The sequence below is a fragment of the Cyanobium sp. T1B-Tous genome (assembly GCF_024345475.1).
GTDB lineage: Bacteria > Cyanobacteriota > Cyanobacteriia > PCC-6307 > Cyanobiaceae > Cyanobium_A.
This window is the reverse complement of the sequence record NZ_JAGQBE010000007.1, coordinates 44,493-63,270: the sequence shown is the minus strand read 5'-3', so window position 1 is coordinate 63,270 and position 18,778 is coordinate 44,493. Positions and strand designations below refer to the sequence as shown.

Below are 18,778 nucleotides of genomic sequence, written 5' to 3'. Positions count from 1 at the left end.
CGCGGCAAGCTCACCAATGCCTTGCTGGGGCTGTCGTCCAGCTGCGAGGCCGCGGGCCAGCGCAGTGGGCTCTGCGCCCTGGCCGATCAGGCGGTGGTGCAGACGGGGTGGTCGATGGCGTTCATGGATGCCACCGCCCACCGGGTGCTCGATCTCATCCAGGCGAAGCCGACTCCCTAGGGCTCAGCTCACGAGCCCTGAATCAGGCCGAAGCCCTTTTTCTGTTGGGGTTTGTCCTTGTCCTTGCTGGGGGCCACCGTGCGGGTCTGCTGTTTGCAGAAGGGCATCACGTCCTGACCGGCCCGGTTGAGGGCTTCGCGGCGCTCATAGGTGTTGGTGGGCGCCGGTTTGGCCCGTTCCCGGATCGCCCAGATGGCGTCCTTGCAGCTGGCCCCCAGGCGGGGATGGTCCATCAGCGGATCGGCCATGGTGCGTGCCTTGTCGCAACTTTCGGCCGTGTTCTCCCGGCCGCAGATGAAGGTGTTGAGCTGGATGTCGCGCAGCTGCTCCATCGAGGGGTAGGGCGGATCCTGGGGGGCGGCCTGCAGGGGGGCGGCCAGGCCGACCATCAGTCCCAGGCTGAGCACACGGCCAAAGGCTGGGGCCAGGCCAAAACCGGTGGCGGGATGGAGCTGGTGGGGAGCCATGGTGTGAGCGGGGCGGCCCCCATCATGGCGGGGCCGGCAGCGTCGCCAGCCCCTGGCGCAGCGGCTGCTGCTGGTGGATCCAGTGGGCGGCGACCGCAGGCCCCACGATCGGGGCGGCCAGGGCCAGGCCACAGCGGAGCCAGGCCTGATCGCGCAGCAGCTCGCCCCGGCTGGCCTCGGCGGCCTGGAGGTGCTGCAGCGCGGCGATTTCCGGTTGCCGCTCCGCCGCGATGGCGGCCAGCCCCCGATCGAGGGCGGCTCCGGTGGCCCCGCTGCGGAGCAGGGGCACCAGGTGCACGCTGGCCACCCAGGCATCGCGCAGGGCCATGTTGATCCCCTGGGCCCGCACCGGACTCATCGGGTGGGCCGCATCCCCGAGCAGCAGCAGGCCCGGCCGCCACCACGGCGCCGCCAGCCCCACCTGCACCGCCAGGCGGGTGGGGCCACTGAGGCCGGCATGCCCCTGCCGCAGCCAGGCCGCCAGCTCGGGTGGGCACAGGCTGGCCATTCGCTCGAGCCAGCCGTCGCTGGCGAGGGCCGGCACGGGGGCACCCTTCGCCAGCACCCAGCCGATTTGCAGGCCTCCGGCGGCGCTTTCGAAGGCGCTGAACACCCCTGCGGCGCCCACCAGGGTGGTGAAGCAGCCGTCCAGGGGCGTGGGTTCGGGGCAGGCCAGCTGGAACCAGAGCAGATCGATGGCACTGGGGGCTCCCTCCAACTCCAGGGCGGCCTTCTGGCGCAGCAGGGAGGAGCGGCCATCGCCGCCGATCACCAGGTCGGCCTCGAGCTGGTGCCCGCCGCGCAGCTGCACACCCGCCACGCGACCATCCCGCCAGAGCAGGTCGACCACGGGCTGGCCCCGCTCCAGGGCGAAGCAGGGAGAGGTGGACGCCTGCTTCAGCAGGGCCTCCAGCAGGGCCGGCTGACTCACCAGGGTGCAGGGCCGCTGGGGATCCCCGCCGAGGGGTTCGCGGGCGGTGAACAGATGGCGGCCGTTGACCACGAAGCGCCAGCCCTGGAGCGCCCGCTGGGGCAGGGCGGCCAGCAGGTGGCTGAGCCCCATGGCGGCCAGGGCCTCCAGGCCCGAGGGCATCAGGGCTTCGCCGCGAAATTGGCGTTGCAGGCTGGTGCTGGCCTCCACCAGGGTGACGGCCACACCGGCGCGGGCCAGCAGCAGGGCGAGGCAGGCACCGGCCGGCCCGGCGCCCACCACCACGACCCTGGGGGCCGGGTTCAGCGGCTCACTCAAACGAAGGAGTTGTAGTTGCGCGTGCCGCCGCTCACCGGATCCACATGCCCCATCAGCTGGCTTTTCTTGGCCAGGAGATACTCCACCAGCTCCTGTTGCACGGCCAGCAGCTCCTTGGTGCAGCCGCGGAAGGCGGCGCGGTGGCGGATTTCGTCGTGCCGGGTGTGCAGATCCCGCAGCATCAGCTGGATGGCATCCAGGGTGGCCGACGTGTTGCGGGAGGCCGGTGGGGCATCCGAGGCACGCTCCGTTCCACTGACCATGGCCACAGCACTGAGGGGAGGCCCCAGCGTAGGGGTGGCCCGCCTGGATGACTGCTGCCGATCAGCAGTCGCCGAACAAGGTGCTCGACACCTGGTGGAAGGTGTCGAAGGCGTCCTGGTGGTCGAGCCCGCTCACCGCCAGGGAAACGGTCTGCTGGCGGGGGTTGCACTCCACCGCCAGGCTCACGGCGCGGGCGCCATGGTCGGCGTGGAAAGCGGCGCTCTGGCCGTCGGCGGCGTAGAGGGTTTCCGGGGCGTGGGTGAAGCCGAGCTGGTTGGCCAGGAGGCTGATGCCGGCGAGGGATTCGCTGAGGCTGCCCTCGCAGCGGATGGCTGTGGTGTACACCACCGGCGCGGCGGGGGTGGTGTCCTCCGCCGGGAGGATCAGGGAGCCAGCCAGCGACTTCATCAGGCTGCTGGTCTTCACCAGGGTTTTCATCGGTGTCGCTGACCCGTCCGCACCGCCGGATCGTAGGGGCAGATCACCAGATGTGGTGTTCAGGGTTTTCACATGGCCTACTGGTGGTGGTTGGTGTGCCCATCCCCTTCGCCTCTCACCTGCGTTGCACCCCACTGCCGCACCGGTTCCGCTGCCGCTCCTGCTTGCGGGCCAGCCGCTCGGTGATGCCCAGCTCGGCCCCCTTCCAGAGCCGGTCGATTTCGGCGGTGAAGTGCGCGGCGAGCAGGGGGGAGTCGAACACGAGCAGGGTTTCGTCGTTCTGATGGGCGGCCGAGGGGCTCCAGTTGAAGGAGCCGGTGATCACGGTGCGGTGGTCGATCACAGCCACTTTGTGGTGGAGCTTGTCGCCACTGGCCAGCCGCGGTGTGCCCACCCCATCGAGGGGGCGCTGCCAGGGGCGGTTCGCCGCCTCCAGGCCGCAGCGGTGATCGGGCAGCTGGGTGCCGAGCAGGTCGAGCACCTCGCTGAAGGCCCGGTTGGCGAAGCCGGGATCGGCCAGCAGCCGGATGGTCACCCCTTGCTCCTGCAGGTGGGCCATGGCATCGGCCAGCCGCTGCTCCGACAGCACGAACAGGGCCATGTCCAGGTGTTTGCGGCTGCTCGACAGCAGCTCCTCCAGCAGCCGCAGCCCCTGGTGGGGATCGCTGCGGCGATGGGGCGCGAACACCAGCGTCACGGGTGTTGCCCCCACCATCAGCTGCTGGGGGCCGCCGCCGCCCTTGCCCAGCCCGAAGCGGCTGTCAGTCAGCCCACCGGGCCCATCGCCCCACATGCGCTCGAATTCGGCGGCAAAGGCGCCGGCTAGCTCGTGGCTGCGTAGCCGCAGTAGGTGGTTCACGTTGCCGCGGCTGCGCTCGGCGCCGGGATCGCCGTGGATGCAGGAGGGCGTGAAATTGGCCGAGCCGGTTACCACTACCGCCCGGTCGACCACCATGAATTTGTGGTGCATCAGGCCACTGCCCGCGCTGCCGTCGGCGGTGTCGTCGATCACGGGCACGCCGGCCCGTTGCAGGATCGCCACCGCATCCCCCCAGCCCAGGGCCTTGAGCTGTTCATGGCGGGTGCGCTGATGGGGCACCAGATCGGCCGGGTGCTCCTGGCTCCAGGGGGTGCTGTAGGTGTTTTCCAGCACCACCTTCACCGTCAGCCCCTCGCGGTGCCGCGCCGCCAGGGCTTCGGCCACCTGCGGCAGCGACAGCTCCTGCACCGCCACCAGGATTTCCCGCCGGGCCGCGCGGATGCTCGCCAACACGAAGGCCTCCAGGTCGTCGCCCTGGCGCCACTGGCCGCTGATGGGGCTGCGGTAGCGGCTGGTTTCGCGGTGATTGAAGGCCAGCTCGATGCCCTCGGGCAGCGGCTTGGGCCGGGCGGGCTGGCCCAGCAGCTGGGCCTCAGCACTGCAGCCACTGATCACCGCAGCCAGCAGGGCGCACCAGCCGAACGGCCCAGGGGCGGCCCGGCGGGGGTGAAGGTTGCCGATAGGACCCTGAAGCGGCGCCCTTCAGGGTTCCCACAGGTGCTCGGCCGGGGCCTGGCTGAATCAGTGGTGGCCGGGCATTTCGGCGCTGCGCAGCATCACGACAAACCAGGCGGTGCCGATGAGCACGGCGCTGAGCATGGCCGCTGGCAGACCAAGGCGCATCAGCACCACCGGCACGATCAGGGGAAAGGCCAGGGCCCCAGCCATGGGGGTGAGGGCTACGGCGGTGCGTTTCAGATCCATGGTGCGGTTCAGAACCACTCGTTCACCGCCTTGTCGGCGGGGTTGCTGTTGTCTTCCGGGGTGGAGCGGCTGAACTCCAGGGTGATGTTGCGCTTCTGCTCGCCATCGGCCGCCACGGCTTCGATCGGATAGAGCTGCTGGCCGTCGCGGAAGGGCACCTGCACCCGGAAGGTGCCGTCGGCGGAGAGGGGCACCTCTTCGCCGCCGATGGTGAGGCGCGCCGCCGGATCGGTGGCGCCGTAAACGATCAGCTCGGCGTCAGCCACCAGCCAGAAGGAGCGCTGCCGGGCGGCCACGCCACCCCGGCCCGACTCGTTGCGGCCACTGGCCCAGAGGCCGGCGCCGGAGGCGTTCAGTTCGCTGGTGTCGATCCCAGCCTCTTCCAACTCGTGGAAGGCCTCGGAACCACGACCCAAACGGCGCCAGCGGGCCGTTGCAGTTTGGTAGAGGCGCTCGTGCAGGCCGGAATCGGCCGCTTCCATCGGCGTGGGCAGGGTGGAGGGAGCGGTGTCCAGCGAGAAGGGCACGAACTGATCGAGGATCTGTTCGCTGGGGTGCAGGGCGGGCACCCGGGCCACCGACGAGAAGGCCAGGGAAATCCAGCCGCCGCCGGATCCCTTGCGGTAGCCCAATTCCACCCGGTAGTCGCGGTCGCTCAGGGGCACCGGCAGGTACCACTCGGTGGCATAGCTATCCACCACCACTTCCTGCAGGGTGTGGGGGTGGGCGGAGCCTCCGGCCAGACCGGTCACATCGGCCACCCGCAGGCACAGCTGGGAGGCACCGGAGGCCAGGGCCTGGGCCCGGTCGGCTTCGGAGATTTCCCAGAACACGTAGGCCCACTGGGGGTCGCGGGGCAGGAACACCACATTGGTGTGGGCCAAACTGGGCCGGGGAGCAGGGGGGAGCTCGGCCTCAATCGCCTTGAGGCTCCGGGGCGTGTCGTCCTGCCGCTGGTTGATGGCCTCCAGCAATTCGTCCTTGGATTTGCGGCTGTACAGGCTCACCCCCAGGTCACTGGCGACCTGGCGGAGCTGCCGCAGGGTCATGCGGGCCAAGGAGGTGAGGGCCTGGGTCACAGCGACAGATTTCTTTTGGGATCAGTGTGAATGACTTTCCCATCCCCGGTCGGCTTTGCCGCCAGCCGTCAGCATCCACTGACCGCTGGGGCGCCCTGGCGGCCATGAAAAAGGCGGCCCTGGGGCCGCCTGAACTGCTGCTGCCGCAAGGCCTCAGCGGCCGATGCTGCGGTAGGGCACCTTGGAGAGGTAATCCATGCTGGTGTTGCCGGAGGCGCCACCTTGGCTGCGCATGGCCGGCAGGTTGCGCACCCAGGGCAGATAGTCCTCGGGGAAGCCACCACGGCGCTGGCGGGACCGGGCCGGAATGCTCTTGGCGGCACCACCGGTGTACACCACCTGGGGGAAGCCCAGGATGCCGCGGTAGTAGGCCTCGTAGCGGGGGCTGGTGATGTTGAACGGGGTCTCGCCCAGGTCCCGGGAGCCCACCACCCGGTTGCGGTGATAGGGAACCGTGTCGTAGCCGAAGGCTTCCAGGTATTCCTGGCTGTCGAGGATGTCGTCCACCATGCCGCGGACGCCGCGGGTCATCAGCACGGCCGACCAGGCGATCTCTTCGGATTTGCCGTGGGTGGTGCGACCCAGCAGCTTCTCCACCAGGTGGCGGACTACCCGGTAGTTGCTGTTGAGGTTGTAAAAGCTGCGATTAAAGGTATCCGACAGGCACAGCGAGCGGATGAAATCCCGCACCGTGATCTGACCATTGCGTAGCTGCGACTCCAGACTGCGGTCGCGGTCGACCTTGAAGGCGTGGAAGAAGATCTGGCGGTAGGCCGCTTCAATCACGAACTTCTGGTTTTCGCGGTCCATGGCCTTGTCCATGGACATGGCTTTCGGGTCCTCATCCGAGCCCACCCTCAGCGGGTTGACCCGCGAGTTGTTGGTAGTGGGCGCGTACTTCAGGAGGGGCAGGGCCACACGACATCAGCATCCGTCGTTGCAGATGGTAGAAGTGCGGCTGGGCCTGGGTTCGGCCGCCTCAGGCAGGGCTCACAGTCCGTAACGTTCGTCACCAACCCAGCGGCGACAGCGTGCCCCCCGCCGCGGGCTCTTCGGCTGCCCTGGCTGCGGCCGGGCCAGGCACGTCCAGCACCCGGGTTTCCACGCAGAACGAGGCCGTGTTGGAGAGGCCCTCCACGGTGCTGGTGCGCAGCCGCACATCCGGCCCGGCGAAGCTGAATCGCTCCAGGCTGTTCATCGTTTCGTAGCTGGTGGTGAGCAGCAGGCCATCCCGCCCATCCATGGCGAAGTGCCCGGCCACGGGAGCCGTTTCGGCATAGCCCCGATCGCGCAGCAACAGGCCTGCCCGACCCCGTTCATCGGTGGGGATCAGGCCGAACACGCTCTCCCCCTCGTGGGCTTCCCCGGCCTTGTCCCAGGCCATCGAGGCGTTCCAGGTGACCCGGCAGCCGCCCACAAGACGGCCGGGGTCTTCGCCGTGCAGTTCGGCGATGGCGATCAGACGGGGGTCGTGGGCGTCCAGTTCCACCACCTCGATGAAGGAGCCCCCCGCTTCAGCGCGCCGGTGCAGCAGGTGGTGGCTGCTGCGCTGGGAGCGCCAGCGGCCGCAGCTCAGTTGAAAGAAGCTGAGGGCATCGGGGATCGACGCGGAACGGGTGTCGCTCACGGGGGCGCGGTTGTTGCCGTGATGATCGCAAGGCGTGGTGCGGAGTGGTGGTGGCGATCGGCGTGGCGGCGGCCCTGCTCGCCGCCCTCTGCTGGACGGTGAGCAGCAGCCTCTGGCGCCGCCTGCCCACCTCGCTGGGCCCGGCCGAGCTCAACCTGCTCAAAAATCTGATTGCCCTGACCCTGCAGCTGCCCCTGCTGGTTGGGGCTGCCGCTTCCCTGCCGGCGGGGCCCACCCTGTTGCTGCTGCTCAGTGGGGTGCTGGGCATCGCCCTGGGCGACAGCTTCTATTTCGCTGCCCTGCGCCGGTTGGGCACCCGCCGCACCCTCACCTTTGACGCCGGGGGGCCGGCCGTGACGGCGGCGGCGGGCAGCCTGCTGCTGGCGGAGGTGCCCGGGCCGCAGCAGTGGCTGGGCATCGGCCTGATCAGCCTGGCGGTGCTGCTGGTGGCCCTGCAGCGTCCCGATCGCTCGCCAGGGGGAGTGGCGGAGCTGCGGCTGGGGGTGGTGCTGGCCCTGGCGGCCCTGGGGTGTGGGGGTGCCGGCGCCCTCCTGGCCCGCGCCGCCCTACGGGCTTCGGCCCTGGATCCGTGGCTGGCCTCCACCCTGCGGCTGGCGGCGGCCACCCTGGTGTTGTTGCCGCTGACGGGGCGCCTCTGGGGCCACCTGCGCCGGCCGCGGCCCCGGCCGAACACCAGGCGCTGGCCCCTGGTGCTGGTGGCCACCCTGCTGGGCACCACGGCGGGCATCGGCTTGCAGCAGCTTGCCCTGGCCTCCTTGCCTGGCGGGCTGGCGGTGGCCCTGCTGGCCACCGCGCCCGTGATGGCGGTGCCGCTGGCCCCCCTGGAGGGAGACCGGCCTGGAGCGCTGGGCGTTGGGGCGGCCCTGCTGGCCCTGGCGGGGGTGGTGCTGGTGGCGCTGTCCTAGGGGCTGGCCCCAGGCGGGGGCTGGCTGAGGCGTTGGTTCGCCTCCCGGGTGGCCCAGGCGGTGAGGTCGCCCAATTCCAGGCTGAGGGGAGGGCGATCCAGCTCCGCGGCCAGCTGGGCCAGTTGAAAGCCGGTGGCCTGCAGTTGGCCGCTGAGGGCCTCGATGAAGGCCGTGTCGGTGGCGATCGAAGGCTGGTGCGCCGTCCAGGCGCGGATGGCATCGAGGGTGGGCAGGGCCCCGCTCTGGGGCCGTGGGCCGTCGTCGTCGGTGGTGTCGGCGGTGGCGATGGCCTGGAGGGTGCGCAAGCCGTGGGCCAGCAAGCGCAGGTGGTGGCGCTCGAGGCCTGGCAGCAGGGTCGATTCCAGCTCGGCCAGTTCGGCCGGGCTCAGCGGGCCCTCGCCCGTGCTGGCTGGAACCTCAGCCGTCACAGCTGGGGATCAGGCGGAAACCGCAGGAGTGGCCCTTCTCCAGCCGCCAATGCACCCGGTCCACCTGGCAGTCGGGAAAGGTGTGGCGGATCAGCTGCAACTCCTGGTCGCAGACGCAGGGGAACTGTTCGGCAATGCGCATCACGGAGCAGTGAAATTCACTGATCACCCAGGCCTGGTCGTGGTCGGGATCCGGGCTGCACTCCGCCACGTAGCCCTCCTGACGGCGCAGCTCCACGAGCCGATCCAGCCGTTGGGCGAGCGGTCCATCGCCGATCCGCCCGCGGTAGACGGTGGCCTGCTGCAGGGCCTGCTGTTCCAGCAGCTTCTGCAGGGTTTCTGCCGGCAGGTTGCCGGCCATCGACTGCAGCAGGCCGAGGGCGAAATGGTCGCTGCCATCGGGAAAGTGTCCTTGTCCCTTGATGGTGAGGCGCCAGCGGTTGCTGGGCCGCCCCGGGCCTTCCTGGGCTGGGCTGGCTTCCACCAGACCGTCATCTTCCAAACTGCGCAAGTGACGGCGCATCACCTGCACCGACACCGTGAGGTGGTCGGCCAGCTCGCCCGCAGTGGCTTCGCCCTGGCGCAACAGCACGGTGAGGGCTGCCTCCCTGGTGGGCGCCGATTCGGCTGGCGGATGAGACATCTGGGGGATGGCGCCCATGGCAGTCGCCGACATCCACACGATGCCACGTCCCCACGGTGGTTGGGGATGGGCTGACGCCAGTGCCCGGGCCCGTGCCCTAGGCTCGTCAAGGTAACGAAACGCTCGTGTTTCGTAACTAGGCCCTTCCGCACCAGGGTCTCTTCGCGTTCCGATCACCACCCCCTTCGAGCCATGTCCGACGCCGCGGCCAGCCCGACCTCCGACAGCCTGGAGGTGATCCGCAAGTTCGCCGAGACCTACGCCCAGCGCACCGGCACCTATTTCTGCAGCGATCCCGGAGTCACGGCCGTGGTGCTGGCCGGTCTGGCCAAGCACAAGGACGAGCTCGGTGGCGCCCTGTGCCCTTGCCGTCACTACGAAGACAAGGAGGCCGAGGTGTCCCAGGCGTTCTGGAACTGCCCCTGCGTGCCGATGCGGGAGCGCAAGGAGTGCCACTGCATGCTCTTCCTCACGGAAGACAACCCATTCCGTGGGGAGCAGCAGACGATTTCCCTGGATGACGTGAAAGCCCTTACTGCCGGCTGAGTCGGCTGACCGCGATGAGCACCGCAACCGTTGGCGATCTGGTTTCGCAGCCGTATAAGCACGGCTTCGTTACCGACATCGAAACCGAAAAGATCGCCAAGGGCCTCAGTGAGGACGTGGTGCGATTGATCTCCTCGAAAAAGGACGAGCCCGACTTTTTGTTGGCCTTCCGCCTGCGGGCCTACCGCCAGTGGCTGCAGATGGACGAGCCCAACTGGGCGGCCCTGGGGTATCCGGGGATCGATTACCAGAACATCATCTATTACGCGGCGCCCAAGCAGCAGGAGAAAAAAGCCAGCCTCGACGAGGTGGATCCCAAGCTGCTGGAAACTTTTGAAAAGCTGGGAATCCCGCTCAGCGAGCAGAAGCGCCTCTCCAATGTGGCCGTCGATGCGGTGTTTGACAGCGTTTCGATTGCCACCACCTACAGGGAAAAGCTGGCCGAGCATGGGGTCATTTTCTGCTCCATCAGCGAAGCGGTGAAGGAGCACCCCGATCTGATTGAGCAGTATTTGGGCACGGTTGTCCCCAGCAACGACAACTACTTCGCTGCGCTCAACTCGGCCGTTTTCAGTGACGGCTCGTTTGTCTTCATTCCCAAGGGCGTGGAGTGCCCGATGGAGCTTTCCACCTACTTCCGCATTAACTCGGCGGATACGGGTCAGTTTGAGCGCACCTTGATCGTGGCCGAAGAGGGGGCGTCCGTGAGCTACCTGGAAGGGTGTACGGCGCCGATGTTTGACACCAACCAGCTGCATGCGGCCGTGGTGGAACTGGTGGTGTTGGACGACGCGTCCATCAAATACTCCACGGTGCAGAATTGGTATGCCGGCGATGAAAATGGTGTCGGCGGGATCTACAACTTTGTGACCAAGCGCGGCCAGTGCCGCGGCGACCGCAGCCGCATCAGCTGGACCCAGGTGGAAACCGGTTCGGCGATCACCTGGAAATATCCCAGCTGCGTTCTGCAGGGGGCCGATTCCGTGGGTGAGTTCTATTCCGTGGCCCTCACCAACAACCGCCAGCAGGCCGACACGGGCACCAAGATGATCCACGTGGGCCCCCGCACCCGCTCCACGATCGTGAGCAAGGGGATCAGCGCAGGCCATTCCTCCAACAGTTACCGCGGCCTGGTTCAGATCGGTCCCAAGGCTGTGGGTGCCAAGAACTACAGCCAGTGCGATTCGATGTTGATCGGCGACCAGGCTGCGGCCAACACCTATCCCTACATTCGCTCCCAGCAGCCCGATGCGGCGGTGGAGCATGAGGCCAGCACCTGCCGCATCTCCGCCGACCAGCTCTTCTATCTCCAGACTCGGGGCATTGGCTTTGAAGAGGCGGTGTCGATGATGGTCAGTGGCTTCTGCCGCGACGTCTTCAACCAGCTGCCGATGGAGTTCGCCGCCGAGGCCGACAAGTTGCTGGCCCTCAAGCTCGAGGGATCCGTGGGCTGACGTCCCGGTTCCCATCTGTGTTCTGTTGTTTCCTCTGACTGCCCTCCGTGATCCGTCCCGACGCCCCCCTGCTGCTTGAGATCCGGGATCTCCACGCCCGTGTGGAGGACCAGCCGATTCTCAAAGGCGTCAACCTGACCCTGCGTGCCGGTGAAATCCATGCGGTGATGGGCCGCAACGGCAGTGGCAAAAGCACCCTCTCCAAGGTGCTGGCGGGCCATCCCGCGTACACCGTCACGGCGGGATCGGTGACCTACCGGGGGGCTGACCTGCTGGAGCTCGACCCGGAGCAACGGGCCCGCATCGGCCTGTTCCTGGGGTTTCAGTACCCGGTGGAGATTCCCGGGGTGAGCAACCTGGAGTTTCTGCGGGTGGCCACCAATGCCCGCCGGGCTGAGCGGGGTGAGGACGAACTCGACACCTTTGCCTTTGAGGATCTGGTGCGGGAGCGGCTCAAGGTGGTGCAGATGGATCCCGCCTTTCTGGAGCGGAGCGTCAATGAAGGCTTCTCCGGCGGCGAGAAGAAGCGCAACGAGATTCTGCAGATGGCGCTGCTCGAGCCCCTGGTGGCCATCCTCGACGAGACCGATTCCGGCCTCGATATCGATGCGCTGCGGATTGTGGCCGACGGGGTCAGCCAGTTGGCGGGTCCCGACAACGCCACCCTGCTGATCACCCACTACCAGCGCCTGCTGGATCTGATCACCCCCGACTACGTGCACGTGATGGCCGCGGGCCGGATCCTGCGCACCGGTGGCAAGGAGCTGGCCCTGGAGCTGGAGCGCACCGGCTACGACTGGGTGGATCAGGAGTTGGCCAACCTCGAGGCCACCGGTGAGCGCGAACCGGTGGAGGTGGCCTGATGCCAGCTGTCGCGTTGCCGGCAACCGCTGAGTGGTTGGCCGCTCTGGCGGGGGAGCCCCTGCCCGGACGCCGTCAGGAGGATTGGCGCTTCACCGACCTGGCGGCCCTGCAGGCCGTTGCCCCCCAGTTCTGGGGTGGCTCCGACCCCTTGGCCCATGTCGTTCTTCCCGCCGGCGTGACCCGTCTGGCTGGGGCCGAGGTCCCAACCCTTCGTGATCAGACCCTGCAGGCCACCGGGAGTGCGGCCGCCTGGACGGTGCGGCTCAACCAGGGTGCGTCGCCCCATGGCCTGGCGCTGCGGGTGAGCGGAGCCGCCGGCCCCCTCCAGCTCCAGCTCGATGCCGGCGACGGCCCCGGGCTGCTGGCGCTGCAGCTGCTGCTGGTGCTGGAGGAGGGGGCCAGCCTGGAGCTGTTGCTGCACCACTCCTCCCGGGGAGCCAATGCCACCAGCCTGGTGACCCTGGCCCAGCTGGCCCGTGGCGCCCGCCTCAACCTCGGCGTGCTGGCCGCCGGTGATGCCCGCGCCAGCCTGCTCAGCCACCTGGCGATCAGCCAGGCCCCTGCCAGTGAGCTGAAGCTCACCACGGCCGTGGGGGGCTGGGGACTCAGCCGGCTGGAACCCCGGGTGTGTCAGATCGAGGGGGCCGCCCAAACCCGTCTGCGGGCCCTGCAGCTGGTGGATGGCCAGGAACTGGCGGATACCCACAGCCAGGTGAGCTTCGGGGGCCCCGAGGGCGAGCTCGACCAGCTCCACAAAGTGGTGGCCGATGGCGCCGGCCGCAGTGTGTTCAACGGGGCGGTGCGGGTGCCCCGGCAGGCGCAGCAGACCAACGCCGCCCAGCTCAGCCGCAGCTTGCTGCTCTCGGAGCGCGCCCGGGTGGACACCAAGCCCGAGCTGGAAATCGTGGCGGACGATGTGAAATGCGCCCACGGGGCCACCGTGAGCCGTCTGCAACAGAACGAACTGTTCTATCTGCAGAGCCGGGGCATCGGGGCTGACCAGGCCTCCAAGTTGCTGCTGCGCGGCTACTGCGAGGAGGTGCTGCGGGAGTTGCCGGCGGGCGCTGCGGCCTGCCATCCCCTGCAGCTGCTGCTGCCGGAGCGCCCATGACCATGACCGCCGCCTCCCCGCCCACCCCCGGAGCCGATGCCGTGGCCGCGGCGCCCGATCTTGCCGCCCTCACCCGGGCCGATTTCCCCCTGCTGGCCCAGACGGCCTGCCTGGGTCAGCCCCTGATCTACCTGGATCACGCCGCCACCAGCCAGAAGCCCCGCCAGGTGCTGGCGGCCCTGCAGCACTACTACGACCACGACAACGCCAACGTGCATCGCGGCGCCCACCAGCTCAGCGCCCGCGCCACCGAGGGGTTTGAAGGGGCCCGGGCCAAGACTGCCGCCTTCGTGGGGGCGGCCAGTCCGCGGGAGATCGTGTTCACCCGCAACGCCAGCGAGGCGATCAATCTGGTGGCCCGCAGCTGGGGTGAGGCCAACCTGCGCCCCGGCGACGAGGTGCTGCTCACGGTGATGGAGCACCACTCCAACCTGGTGCCCTGGCAGCTGCTGGCGGCCCGTACCGGCTGCGTGTTGCGCCATGTGGGCCTCACCGACACCGGTGAGCTCGATGGCGATGACCTGCGGCGCCAACTCTCGGAGCGCACCAAGTTGGTGAGCCTGGTGCAGGTGAGCAACACCCTCGGCTGCCTCAACCCGATCGCCCAGATCGCTCCCCTGGCCCATGCCGCCGGGGCCCTGCTGCTGGTGGATGCCTGTCAGAGCCTGGCCCACCTGCCGGTGGATGTGACCACCCTTGGCGCTGACTTCCTCGTGGGCAGTTCCCACAAGCTGTGCGGGCCCACCGGCATGGGCTTCCTCTGGGCCCGGGAGGCCCTGCTCGAGGCCATGCCCCCCTTCCTGGGTGGCGGCGAGATGATCCAGGACGTCTACTTGGATCACAGCAGCTGGGCCGAGCTGCCCCACAAATTCGAAGCGGGGACGCCGGCCATCGGCGAGGCGATCGGCATGGGTGCCGCCCTCGACTACCTCAACGCCCTGGGCCTCGAGCGCATCCATGCCTGGGAGCAGGTGCTCACCCGCCAGTTGTTTGATCGCCTGCGGGCGATCGAGGGCGTGCGAATCCTCGGCCCCACTCCGGAGCAACAGCCCGATCGGGGCGCCTTGGCCGCCTTCACGGTGGATGGTCTGCATGCCAACGACATTGCGGCGCTGCTCGATTCGGCCGGCATCTGCATCCGTAGTGGCCATCACTGCACCCAGCCCCTGCATCGCCTCTACGGCATCCCCGGCTCAGCCCGCGCCAGCCTCAGTTTCACCACCAGCCCCGCCGAGATCGACCGCTTCGCCGAGGAGCTGGAGGGCACGATCACCTTCCTGCGCGAGCACAGCTAGCTAGGCCGGCGTGAGCACCGCCAGCGCTTCGGCCTGGTCGGGTCCAGCCCAGATCCAGGACAGGGCCCAGCCCTGCTTGAGGGCTGTGGTGCCGATGGTGGCTCGGTCCGCGGGCAGGTCGTAATGACTCACATGGAAGCAGGCCTCGGCCAGTTGCTGCGGCTGGAGGGCACCCCCCCAGTGGTCGCTCATCCGTTGGGTGTAGCGCAGTCGAAAGTCGTCCACCGATTCACCGGGTTCCCGAAAAATGTCCGCCCAGAGAAACATGCCTTTGGGATTGATCTTCTTGCGAACCCCTGCCAGGAAGGCCTCTTGGCTCTCCCCATCCAGGTGGTGGATGGCGAAGGAGGAATAGAGGATGTCAACCGGATTGGTGTGTGGCGTTGCCGCTGTGGCCCACTCCAGCAGCTCACCCTGAATCCAGTCACAGGGATAGGGCACCTCCCCCAGGGCTTGGGCAGCCAGAGGCAGGACGGAGGAGGCCTGATCCAGACCCAGGAGCGAACCGAGGGGGAGGTCCCGTAGAACGGCCGCCAGGGGGTCGGCATCGCCACAGCCCAGGTCGACAAAGTGGGGGCGGTGCCCAGCCGGGGCCCCATCGCAGTAGTGCTTCAGAACCTGCTCCACCGCCCCAACCAGGGCCCGATGGTGCATGAAGTCGTGTTGCACGATTGTTTTATAGGTGCTCCATTGGTTTTCAAAGAAGTCCATGGGCGCTCGGCAACCTGTTCATTCTGCTCAGCCCAGGTTGGTCCAAGCCCTAAGCCCAAGTCTGTTTCTGGTGGTGCTGGGTGGCCGTGCACCGGGCTGCCACGTCGAACTCCATGACGTGCGCTTTGTGGCCGGCGCCACGATCGAGGCGGTGATCCCGGAGCTGCGGTGCCAGTGGTTCGGGACGCGTCAGGGTTTGCACCTGGATGCCTACCTGGCGGTGCGGGCGGTGGATGGCTGGGCGGTGCGCCTCGGGCGCGAGCCGTCCGCGCCCCGGCCCGAGCGGCTCTGGTTTGTGAACCTGGGCGCCTACCGCCCCGACTGCCTGGCCGAGTTGCACCACTTCGGCCTGGTGGTGGCCCGCTCGCCCCAGGCGGCCAAGGCAGCGGCCAAGCGCCAGTGGCTGCAGGGCGCCTTGCACCAGCACAAGGACGACCTCTGCGCGGTGGACGATTGTCTGGCGATCGAGCAGTTGGAGTTGCTGGGCGGTGAGCGCTGGCACGTGCAGCTGGAGCCCCACCCCGAGGGCCTCAACCCGAGCCAGGTGCCGGATTGGTTTGGCTATCGGCCCATTTGAGTCCTCCCCGCTCACTCCTCCCCGTTCACTCGCCTGTTGGCTCCGCGAAGCAAAAGCCCCCCGGATGGGGGGCTCGTGGCCCTCAGAGGGCGGCGTCGCCGCGTTCGCCGGTGCGGATGCGAATGGCGGTTTCGACCGCACTCACGAAGATCTTGCCGTCGCCGATCTCACCGGTTCGGGCCGCCTCGGAGATGGCGGTGATGGCCGCTTCCACCTTGTCGTCAGCCACGACGGCGGTGATGCGCACCTTCGGCAGGAAGTCCACCGTGAAGGCGTTGCCGCGGTAGCGCTCCACCTGGCCTTTCTGGCGGCCGAAGCCGCGCACATCGTTGATGGTCATGCCCACCACGTCGATGGCCACGAGGGCGGTTTTGACAGCATCCACCTTGGCTGGGCGGATGACAGCAGTGATCTGTTTCATGGCTGGCGGCTCAATAGGTCATGGGGTCGTAGGCCTCTTCGCCATGGGCGACGAAGTCGAGGCCGCGTTCTTCCTGGTCGGGGGTGACCCGCAGGCCCACCAGGGCGCCGACGATCCAGAGGATGATCGCGGTGCCGATTCCCACAAAGCCGTAGCTGATCAGCACGGCCTTGACGTGGGCGATGAACAGGGCGGTGTTGCCGCCGCTGGCCAGGATCTCCGCCGACTTGGGGAAGTAGTCGGCTGGCACCAGGGCCGGGATGGCCAGGGCGCCGGTGAGCAGGGCTCCCACCGTGCCACCCACACCGTGGACGGCGTAGGCATCGAGGGAGTCATCAAAGTTGATGGCCGCCTTCACCTGAACGGCGATGTAGCAGGCGATGGCGGTGGCTGCGCCGATGATCAGCGCCTGGGGCATGTAGACAAAGCCGGCGGCAGGGGTGATGCCCACCAGGCCGGCCACCGCACCGGTGGCAGCGCCCACGGCGGTGGGTTTGCCATCGCGGAACCAGTCAATCAGGCACCAGGTGAGCAGGGCTGTGGACGCCGACAGGGTGGTGGTGAGGAAGGAGAGGCCAGCTCCCTTGGCGGCGAAGTAGCTGGCGCCGTTGAAACCAAACCAGCCGAACCAGAGCAGACCGGCGCCCAACAGGATGAAGGGCACGTTGTGGGGAGGACGCTTGTTCTCGGGCCAGCTGCTGCGGGGGCCCACGATGGCGGTGGCCACCAGCGCGGCCACACCGGCGGCGATGTGCACCACGGTGCCGCCGGCGAAGTCGATGGCGCCGATTTCACCGAAGGGACCGATGTAGCCCCCGCCCCACACCATCTTGCACATGGGGCAGTAGATGAACAGGCTCCAGAGCAGGGCAAACCAGAACCAGGCCTTGAAGTTGATCCGCTCCACCAGGGCGCCGGAAATCAGGGCGGGGGTGATGATCGCGAACATGCCCTGGAAGAGGGCGAACGAGGACGCCGAGATGGCAAATCCATCTGCCAGCGGACCGTCACCCAGCTCACCGCCCACACCGTTGAGCCACATCTGGCCGAGGCCACCAATGAAGGGACTGCCGAAACCGGTGTCGAAGGAGAGGGAGTAGCCGAGCACCACCCACACCACCCCGATGAGCCCCATCAGGAAGAAGCTCATCATCATCGTGTTGAGCACGTTCTTGGCGCGGGTGAAGCCGCCGTAGAAGAACGCCAGGCCCGGTGTCATCAGGAGCACCAGGGCTGAACCCATCAGCATCAGCAGGGTGTCGGCACCGTCCGTGGGCACCTTGGCCAAGGCAGCCTTGGCAGACCCGGCCATCAGCGGCAGCAGGCCAGCACCGAAGGCGAGCAGCATCACGGCGTACCGCTTCAGTTCAGGCTCCTGAACCTTGGCGAGCACCTCGGTGCGGAATCGATCAAAGACAGCCAGCGGGGTGGGACCGCCGCGAGCGATAGGGACTTGGGCCATGAAGGGGTTGGGCCTCTCCAGTGTTCAAAACGAACCTTCCTGCTGCCCCGGGGCGCTGTTTTGTATCGGATCACACATTTGAGGGGATCTGTTGCTCTCCCACAGGGGTTGACCCTTCCCCAGGGATGATCACCGGATCACCGTTGCGCGGGATCCTTCATGAACATCGACGGCAAGTCCTGGCGCACGATCTGGCTGGAGTCGGATGGCCGTTCGGGCTCCCACGCGATCGGGGTGATCGATCAGACCTTGCTGCCCCATCGCTTTGCCACGCGCACCCTGGCCAGTTGCGACCAGGCCGCCGAGGCGATCCGCACGATGGTGGTGCGCGGCGCCCCGCTGATCGGCGTGACCGGGGCCTACGGGCTGATGCTGGCCCTGCAGGCCGATCCGGGTGACGCCTCCCTGGAGGCGGCCTTTGCGCAACTCAATGCCACCCGGCCGACGGCGATCAACCTGCGCTGGGCCCTGGAGCGGGTGCAGGCCAAGGTGCAGCCGCTGCCGCCGGCTGAGCGGGCCGAGGCGGCCAAGGCGGAGGCTGCGGCGATCGCCGATGAGGACGTCGCCATGTGCGAGGCCATCGGCGACCACGGGCTGGCGATCTTCCAGCAGCTGGCGGCGGCCAGGCCCGGCGCCACGCTCCATGTGCTCACCCACTGCAATGCCGGCTGGTTGGCCACGGTGGATTGGGGCACGGCCCTCGCCCCCATTTACAAGGCCCACCGCGCCGGGCTTCCCATCCACGTGTGGGTGGATGAGACCCGCCCCCGCAACCAGGGCGCCTCACTGACGGCCTTTGAGCTGGGTCAGGAGGGTGTGCCCCACACCGTGATCGTCGACAACGCCGGCGGCCACCTGATGCAGCACGGCCAGGTGGATGCGGTGATCGTGGGCACCGACCGCACCACCCGCCGCGGCGATGTGTGCAACAAGATCGGCACCTATCTCAAGGCCCTGGCGGCCCACGACAACGGGGTGCCCTTTTATGTGGCCCTGCCGGCCTCCACGATCGATTGGACGATCGATGACGGTGTGGCCGAGATCCCGATCGAAGCCCGCAGCGCCGAGGAGGTGACGGCCATCCAGGGGCGGCTGCTGGGCGGCGGGGGCGGCGGCTCCGTCGAGGGGCAGCTCGCCACGGTGCAGCTCAGCCCCGACGGCAGCCCCGGCTTCAACCCCGCGTTCGATGTCACCCCGGCCCGGCTGGTGACGGCCCTGATCACCGAGCGGGGGGTGGCCCAGGCATCGGAGGCAGGCTTGCGGCAGCTCTATGACCATGATGCGTAAGGCAG

The 18,778-nt window shown here is 68.1% G+C and carries 22 protein-coding genes and 1 pseudogene; 9 read left to right on the top strand and 14 right to left on the bottom strand.

Annotated features, from left to right (window positions below; translation table 11 throughout):
• Positions 1 to 180, top strand: a pseudogene (locus KBY71_RS03155) (hypothetical protein); the annotation flags it as partial.
• Positions 181 to 188: 8 nt separating this feature from the next.
• On the opposite strand, the gene KBY71_RS03150 reads toward KBY71_RS03155, so the two are convergent.
• From KBY71_RS03150 to KBY71_RS03110, 9 genes are all read right to left on the bottom strand, one after another.
• Entirely contained in the window at positions 189 to 647 is a 459-nt protein-coding gene (locus KBY71_RS03150; protein ID WP_254927534.1) for a hypothetical protein, read from the bottom strand.
• A gap of 22 nt (positions 648 to 669) precedes the next feature.
• Positions 670 to 1,896 carry an FAD-dependent monooxygenase gene (locus KBY71_RS03145; protein WP_254927533.1) on the bottom strand — a complete coding sequence of 409 codons (1,227 nt, stop codon included), beginning with the start codon at positions 1,894 to 1,896 and terminating at the stop codon, positions 670 to 672.
• Complete coding sequence (locus KBY71_RS03140; RefSeq protein WP_315858502.1) at positions 1,893 to 2,159, bottom strand: hypothetical protein; 267 nt, start codon at positions 2,157 to 2,159, stop codon at positions 1,893 to 1,895. The genes KBY71_RS03145 and KBY71_RS03140 overlap by 4 nt, the downstream gene beginning before the upstream one ends.
• A 61-nt stretch (positions 2,160 to 2,220) precedes the next feature.
• Positions 2,221 to 2,598 (bottom strand): hypothetical protein, encoded by a 378-nt coding sequence (locus KBY71_RS03135; protein WP_254927532.1) that lies wholly within the window; start codon positions 2,596 to 2,598, stop codon positions 2,221 to 2,223.
• Between the two features lie 115 nt (positions 2,599 to 2,713).
• Entirely contained in the window at positions 2,714 to 4,033 is a 1,320-nt protein-coding gene (locus KBY71_RS03130) for a phospholipase D-like domain-containing protein (protein ID WP_254927531.1), read from the bottom strand.
• 126 nt (positions 4,034 to 4,159) lie between these two features.
• Positions 4,160 to 4,342 (bottom strand): hypothetical protein, encoded by a 183-nt coding sequence (locus tag KBY71_RS03125; RefSeq protein ID WP_254927530.1) that lies wholly within the window; start codon positions 4,340 to 4,342, stop codon positions 4,160 to 4,162.
• An 8-nt stretch (positions 4,343 to 4,350) separates the two neighbouring features.
• Positions 4,351 to 5,421: a DUF4912 domain-containing protein gene (locus tag KBY71_RS03120; protein WP_254927529.1), complete on the bottom strand. Its 1,071-nt coding sequence runs from the start codon at positions 5,419 to 5,421 to the stop codon at positions 4,351 to 4,353.
• A 153-nt stretch (positions 5,422 to 5,574) separates the two neighbouring features.
• Positions 5,575 to 6,339 (bottom strand): phycobilisome rod-core linker polypeptide, encoded by a 765-nt coding sequence (locus KBY71_RS03115; RefSeq protein WP_254927528.1) that lies wholly within the window; start codon positions 6,337 to 6,339, stop codon positions 5,575 to 5,577.
• A 91-nt stretch (positions 6,340 to 6,430) separates the two neighbouring features.
• Entirely contained in the window at positions 6,431 to 7,048 is a 618-nt protein-coding gene (locus KBY71_RS03110) for a phycobiliprotein lyase (RefSeq protein ID WP_254927527.1), read from the bottom strand.
• A gap of 47 nt (positions 7,049 to 7,095) precedes the next feature.
• On the opposite strand from KBY71_RS03110, the gene KBY71_RS03105 reads away from it, so the two are divergent.
• The gene (locus KBY71_RS03105) at positions 7,096 to 7,974 is read left to right on the top strand and encodes an EamA family transporter (RefSeq protein ID WP_315858501.1); all 879 of its coding nucleotides are present in this window, start codon (positions 7,096 to 7,098) and stop codon (positions 7,972 to 7,974) included.
• Here the strand turns inward: KBY71_RS03105 and KBY71_RS03100 are convergent.
• Positions 7,971 to 8,402 (bottom strand): hypothetical protein, encoded by a 432-nt coding sequence (locus KBY71_RS03100; RefSeq protein ID WP_254927526.1) that lies wholly within the window; start codon positions 8,400 to 8,402, stop codon positions 7,971 to 7,973. The genes KBY71_RS03105 and KBY71_RS03100 overlap by 4 nt on opposite strands.
• The gene (sufR, locus tag KBY71_RS03095) at positions 8,392 to 9,078 is read right to left on the bottom strand and encodes an iron-sulfur cluster biosynthesis transcriptional regulator SufR (protein WP_254927525.1); all 687 of its coding nucleotides are present in this window, start codon (positions 9,076 to 9,078) and stop codon (positions 8,392 to 8,394) included. Before sufR ends, KBY71_RS03100 begins: the two co-directional genes overlap by 11 nt.
• Positions 9,079 to 9,237: 159 nt before the next feature.
• On the opposite strand from sufR, the gene KBY71_RS03090 reads away from it, so the two are divergent.
• Genes KBY71_RS03090 through KBY71_RS03070 form a run of 5 tightly spaced genes read left to right on the top strand, consistent with a single transcriptional unit; the run spans position 9,238 to position 14,315 of the window.
• A complete protein-coding gene (locus KBY71_RS03090; protein ID WP_254927524.1) occupies positions 9,238 to 9,591 on the top strand; it encodes a ferredoxin-thioredoxin reductase catalytic domain-containing protein in 354 nt (117 codons plus the stop codon).
• A 14-nt stretch (positions 9,592 to 9,605) separates the two neighbouring features.
• Positions 9,606 to 11,045, top strand: a complete 1,440-nt coding sequence (gene sufB / locus KBY71_RS03085; RefSeq protein WP_254927523.1) for a Fe-S cluster assembly protein SufB — start codon at positions 9,606 to 9,608, stop codon at positions 11,043 to 11,045.
• Positions 11,046 to 11,092: 47 nt separating this feature from the next.
• Positions 11,093 to 11,908 carry a Fe-S cluster assembly ATPase SufC gene (sufC, locus tag KBY71_RS03080; protein WP_254927522.1) on the top strand — a complete coding sequence of 272 codons (816 nt, stop codon included), beginning with the start codon at positions 11,093 to 11,095 and terminating at the stop codon, positions 11,906 to 11,908.
• Positions 11,908 to 13,020 carry a SufD family Fe-S cluster assembly protein gene (locus KBY71_RS03075; RefSeq protein ID WP_254927521.1) on the top strand — a complete coding sequence of 371 codons (1,113 nt, stop codon included), beginning with the start codon at positions 11,908 to 11,910 and terminating at the stop codon, positions 13,018 to 13,020. Before sufC ends, KBY71_RS03075 begins: the two co-directional genes overlap by 1 nt.
• Positions 13,021 to 13,022: 2 nt before the next feature.
• Positions 13,023 to 14,315 carry a SufS family cysteine desulfurase gene (locus KBY71_RS03070; RefSeq protein ID WP_254927540.1) on the top strand — a complete coding sequence of 431 codons (1,293 nt, stop codon included), beginning with the start codon at positions 13,023 to 13,025 and terminating at the stop codon, positions 14,313 to 14,315.
• Here KBY71_RS03070 and KBY71_RS03065 read toward each other — a convergent pair whose 3' ends face one another.
• Positions 14,316 to 15,026: a trans-aconitate 2-methyltransferase gene (locus KBY71_RS03065; protein WP_254927520.1), complete on the bottom strand. Its 711-nt coding sequence runs from the start codon at positions 15,024 to 15,026 to the stop codon at positions 14,316 to 14,318.
• On the opposite strand from KBY71_RS03065, the gene KBY71_RS03060 reads away from it, so the two are divergent.
• Positions 15,025 to 15,603: a DUF1543 domain-containing protein gene (locus KBY71_RS03060; protein WP_396095060.1), complete on the top strand. Its 579-nt coding sequence runs from the start codon at positions 15,025 to 15,027 to the stop codon at positions 15,601 to 15,603. The genes KBY71_RS03065 and KBY71_RS03060 overlap by 2 nt on opposite strands.
• 82 nt (positions 15,604 to 15,685) lie before the next feature.
• On the opposite strand, the gene KBY71_RS03055 is transcribed toward KBY71_RS03060, so the two are convergent.
• Both KBY71_RS03055 and KBY71_RS03050 read right to left on the bottom strand, forming a co-directional pair.
• A complete protein-coding gene (locus KBY71_RS03055; protein WP_254927518.1) occupies positions 15,686 to 16,024 on the bottom strand; it encodes a P-II family nitrogen regulator in 339 nt (112 codons plus the stop codon).
• A 10-nt stretch (positions 16,025 to 16,034) separates the two neighbouring features.
• On the bottom strand, positions 16,035 to 17,486 hold the full coding sequence (locus KBY71_RS03050; protein WP_254927517.1) for an ammonium transporter: 1,452 nt from the start codon (positions 17,484 to 17,486) through the stop codon (positions 16,035 to 16,037).
• Between the two features lie 159 nt (positions 17,487 to 17,645).
• On the opposite strand from KBY71_RS03050, the gene mtnA reads away from it, so the two are divergent.
• Positions 17,646 to 18,773, top strand: a complete 1,128-nt coding sequence (gene mtnA / locus KBY71_RS03045) for an S-methyl-5-thioribose-1-phosphate isomerase (RefSeq protein WP_254927516.1) — start codon at positions 17,646 to 17,648, stop codon at positions 18,771 to 18,773.
• The last annotated feature ends 5 nt before the right edge of the window (positions 18,774 to 18,778 follow it).

What these genes read in the sequence shown, in the direction of transcription:
- KBY71_RS03140 (WP_315858502.1), bottom strand. Translation starts at nt 2,159, where the DNA reads ATGGTCAGTGGAACGGAGCGTGCCTCGGATGCCCCACCGGCCTCCCGC.
- KBY71_RS03070 (WP_254927540.1), top strand. Translation starts at nt 13,023, where the DNA reads ATGACCGCCGCCTCCCCGCCCACCCCCGGAGCCGATGCCGTGGCCGCG.
- KBY71_RS03050 (WP_254927517.1), bottom strand. Translation starts at nt 17,486, where the DNA reads ATGGCCCAAGTCCCTATCGCTCGCGGCGGTCCCACCCCGCTGGCTGTC.
- KBY71_RS03135 (WP_254927532.1), bottom strand. Translation starts at nt 2,598, where the DNA reads ATGAAAACCCTGGTGAAGACCAGCAGCCTGATGAAGTCGCTGGCTGGC.
- KBY71_RS03150 (WP_254927534.1), bottom strand. Translation starts at nt 647, where the DNA reads ATGGCTCCCCACCAGCTCCATCCCGCCACCGGTTTTGGCCTGGCCCCA.
- KBY71_RS03125 (WP_254927530.1), bottom strand. Translation starts at nt 4,342, where the DNA reads ATGGATCTGAAACGCACCGCCGTAGCCCTCACCCCCATGGCTGGGGCC.
- KBY71_RS03055 (WP_254927518.1), bottom strand. Translation starts at nt 16,024, where the DNA reads ATGAAACAGATCACTGCTGTCATCCGCCCAGCCAAGGTGGATGCTGTC.
- sufB (WP_254927523.1), top strand. Translation starts at nt 9,606, where the DNA reads ATGAGCACCGCAACCGTTGGCGATCTGGTTTCGCAGCCGTATAAGCAC.
- mtnA (WP_254927516.1), top strand. Translation starts at nt 17,646, where the DNA reads ATGAACATCGACGGCAAGTCCTGGCGCACGATCTGGCTGGAGTCGGAT.
- KBY71_RS03060 (WP_396095060.1), top strand. Translation starts at nt 15,025, where the DNA reads ATGGGCGCTCGGCAACCTGTTCATTCTGCTCAGCCCAGGTTGGTCCAA.
- KBY71_RS03065 (WP_254927520.1), bottom strand. Translation starts at nt 15,026, where the DNA reads ATGGACTTCTTTGAAAACCAATGGAGCACCTATAAAACAATCGTGCAA.
- sufR (WP_254927525.1), bottom strand. Translation starts at nt 9,078, where the DNA reads ATGTCGGCGACTGCCATGGGCGCCATCCCCCAGATGTCTCATCCGCCA.
- KBY71_RS03090 (WP_254927524.1), top strand. Translation starts at nt 9,238, where the DNA reads ATGTCCGACGCCGCGGCCAGCCCGACCTCCGACAGCCTGGAGGTGATC.
- KBY71_RS03075 (WP_254927521.1), top strand. Translation starts at nt 11,908, where the DNA reads ATGCCAGCTGTCGCGTTGCCGGCAACCGCTGAGTGGTTGGCCGCTCTG.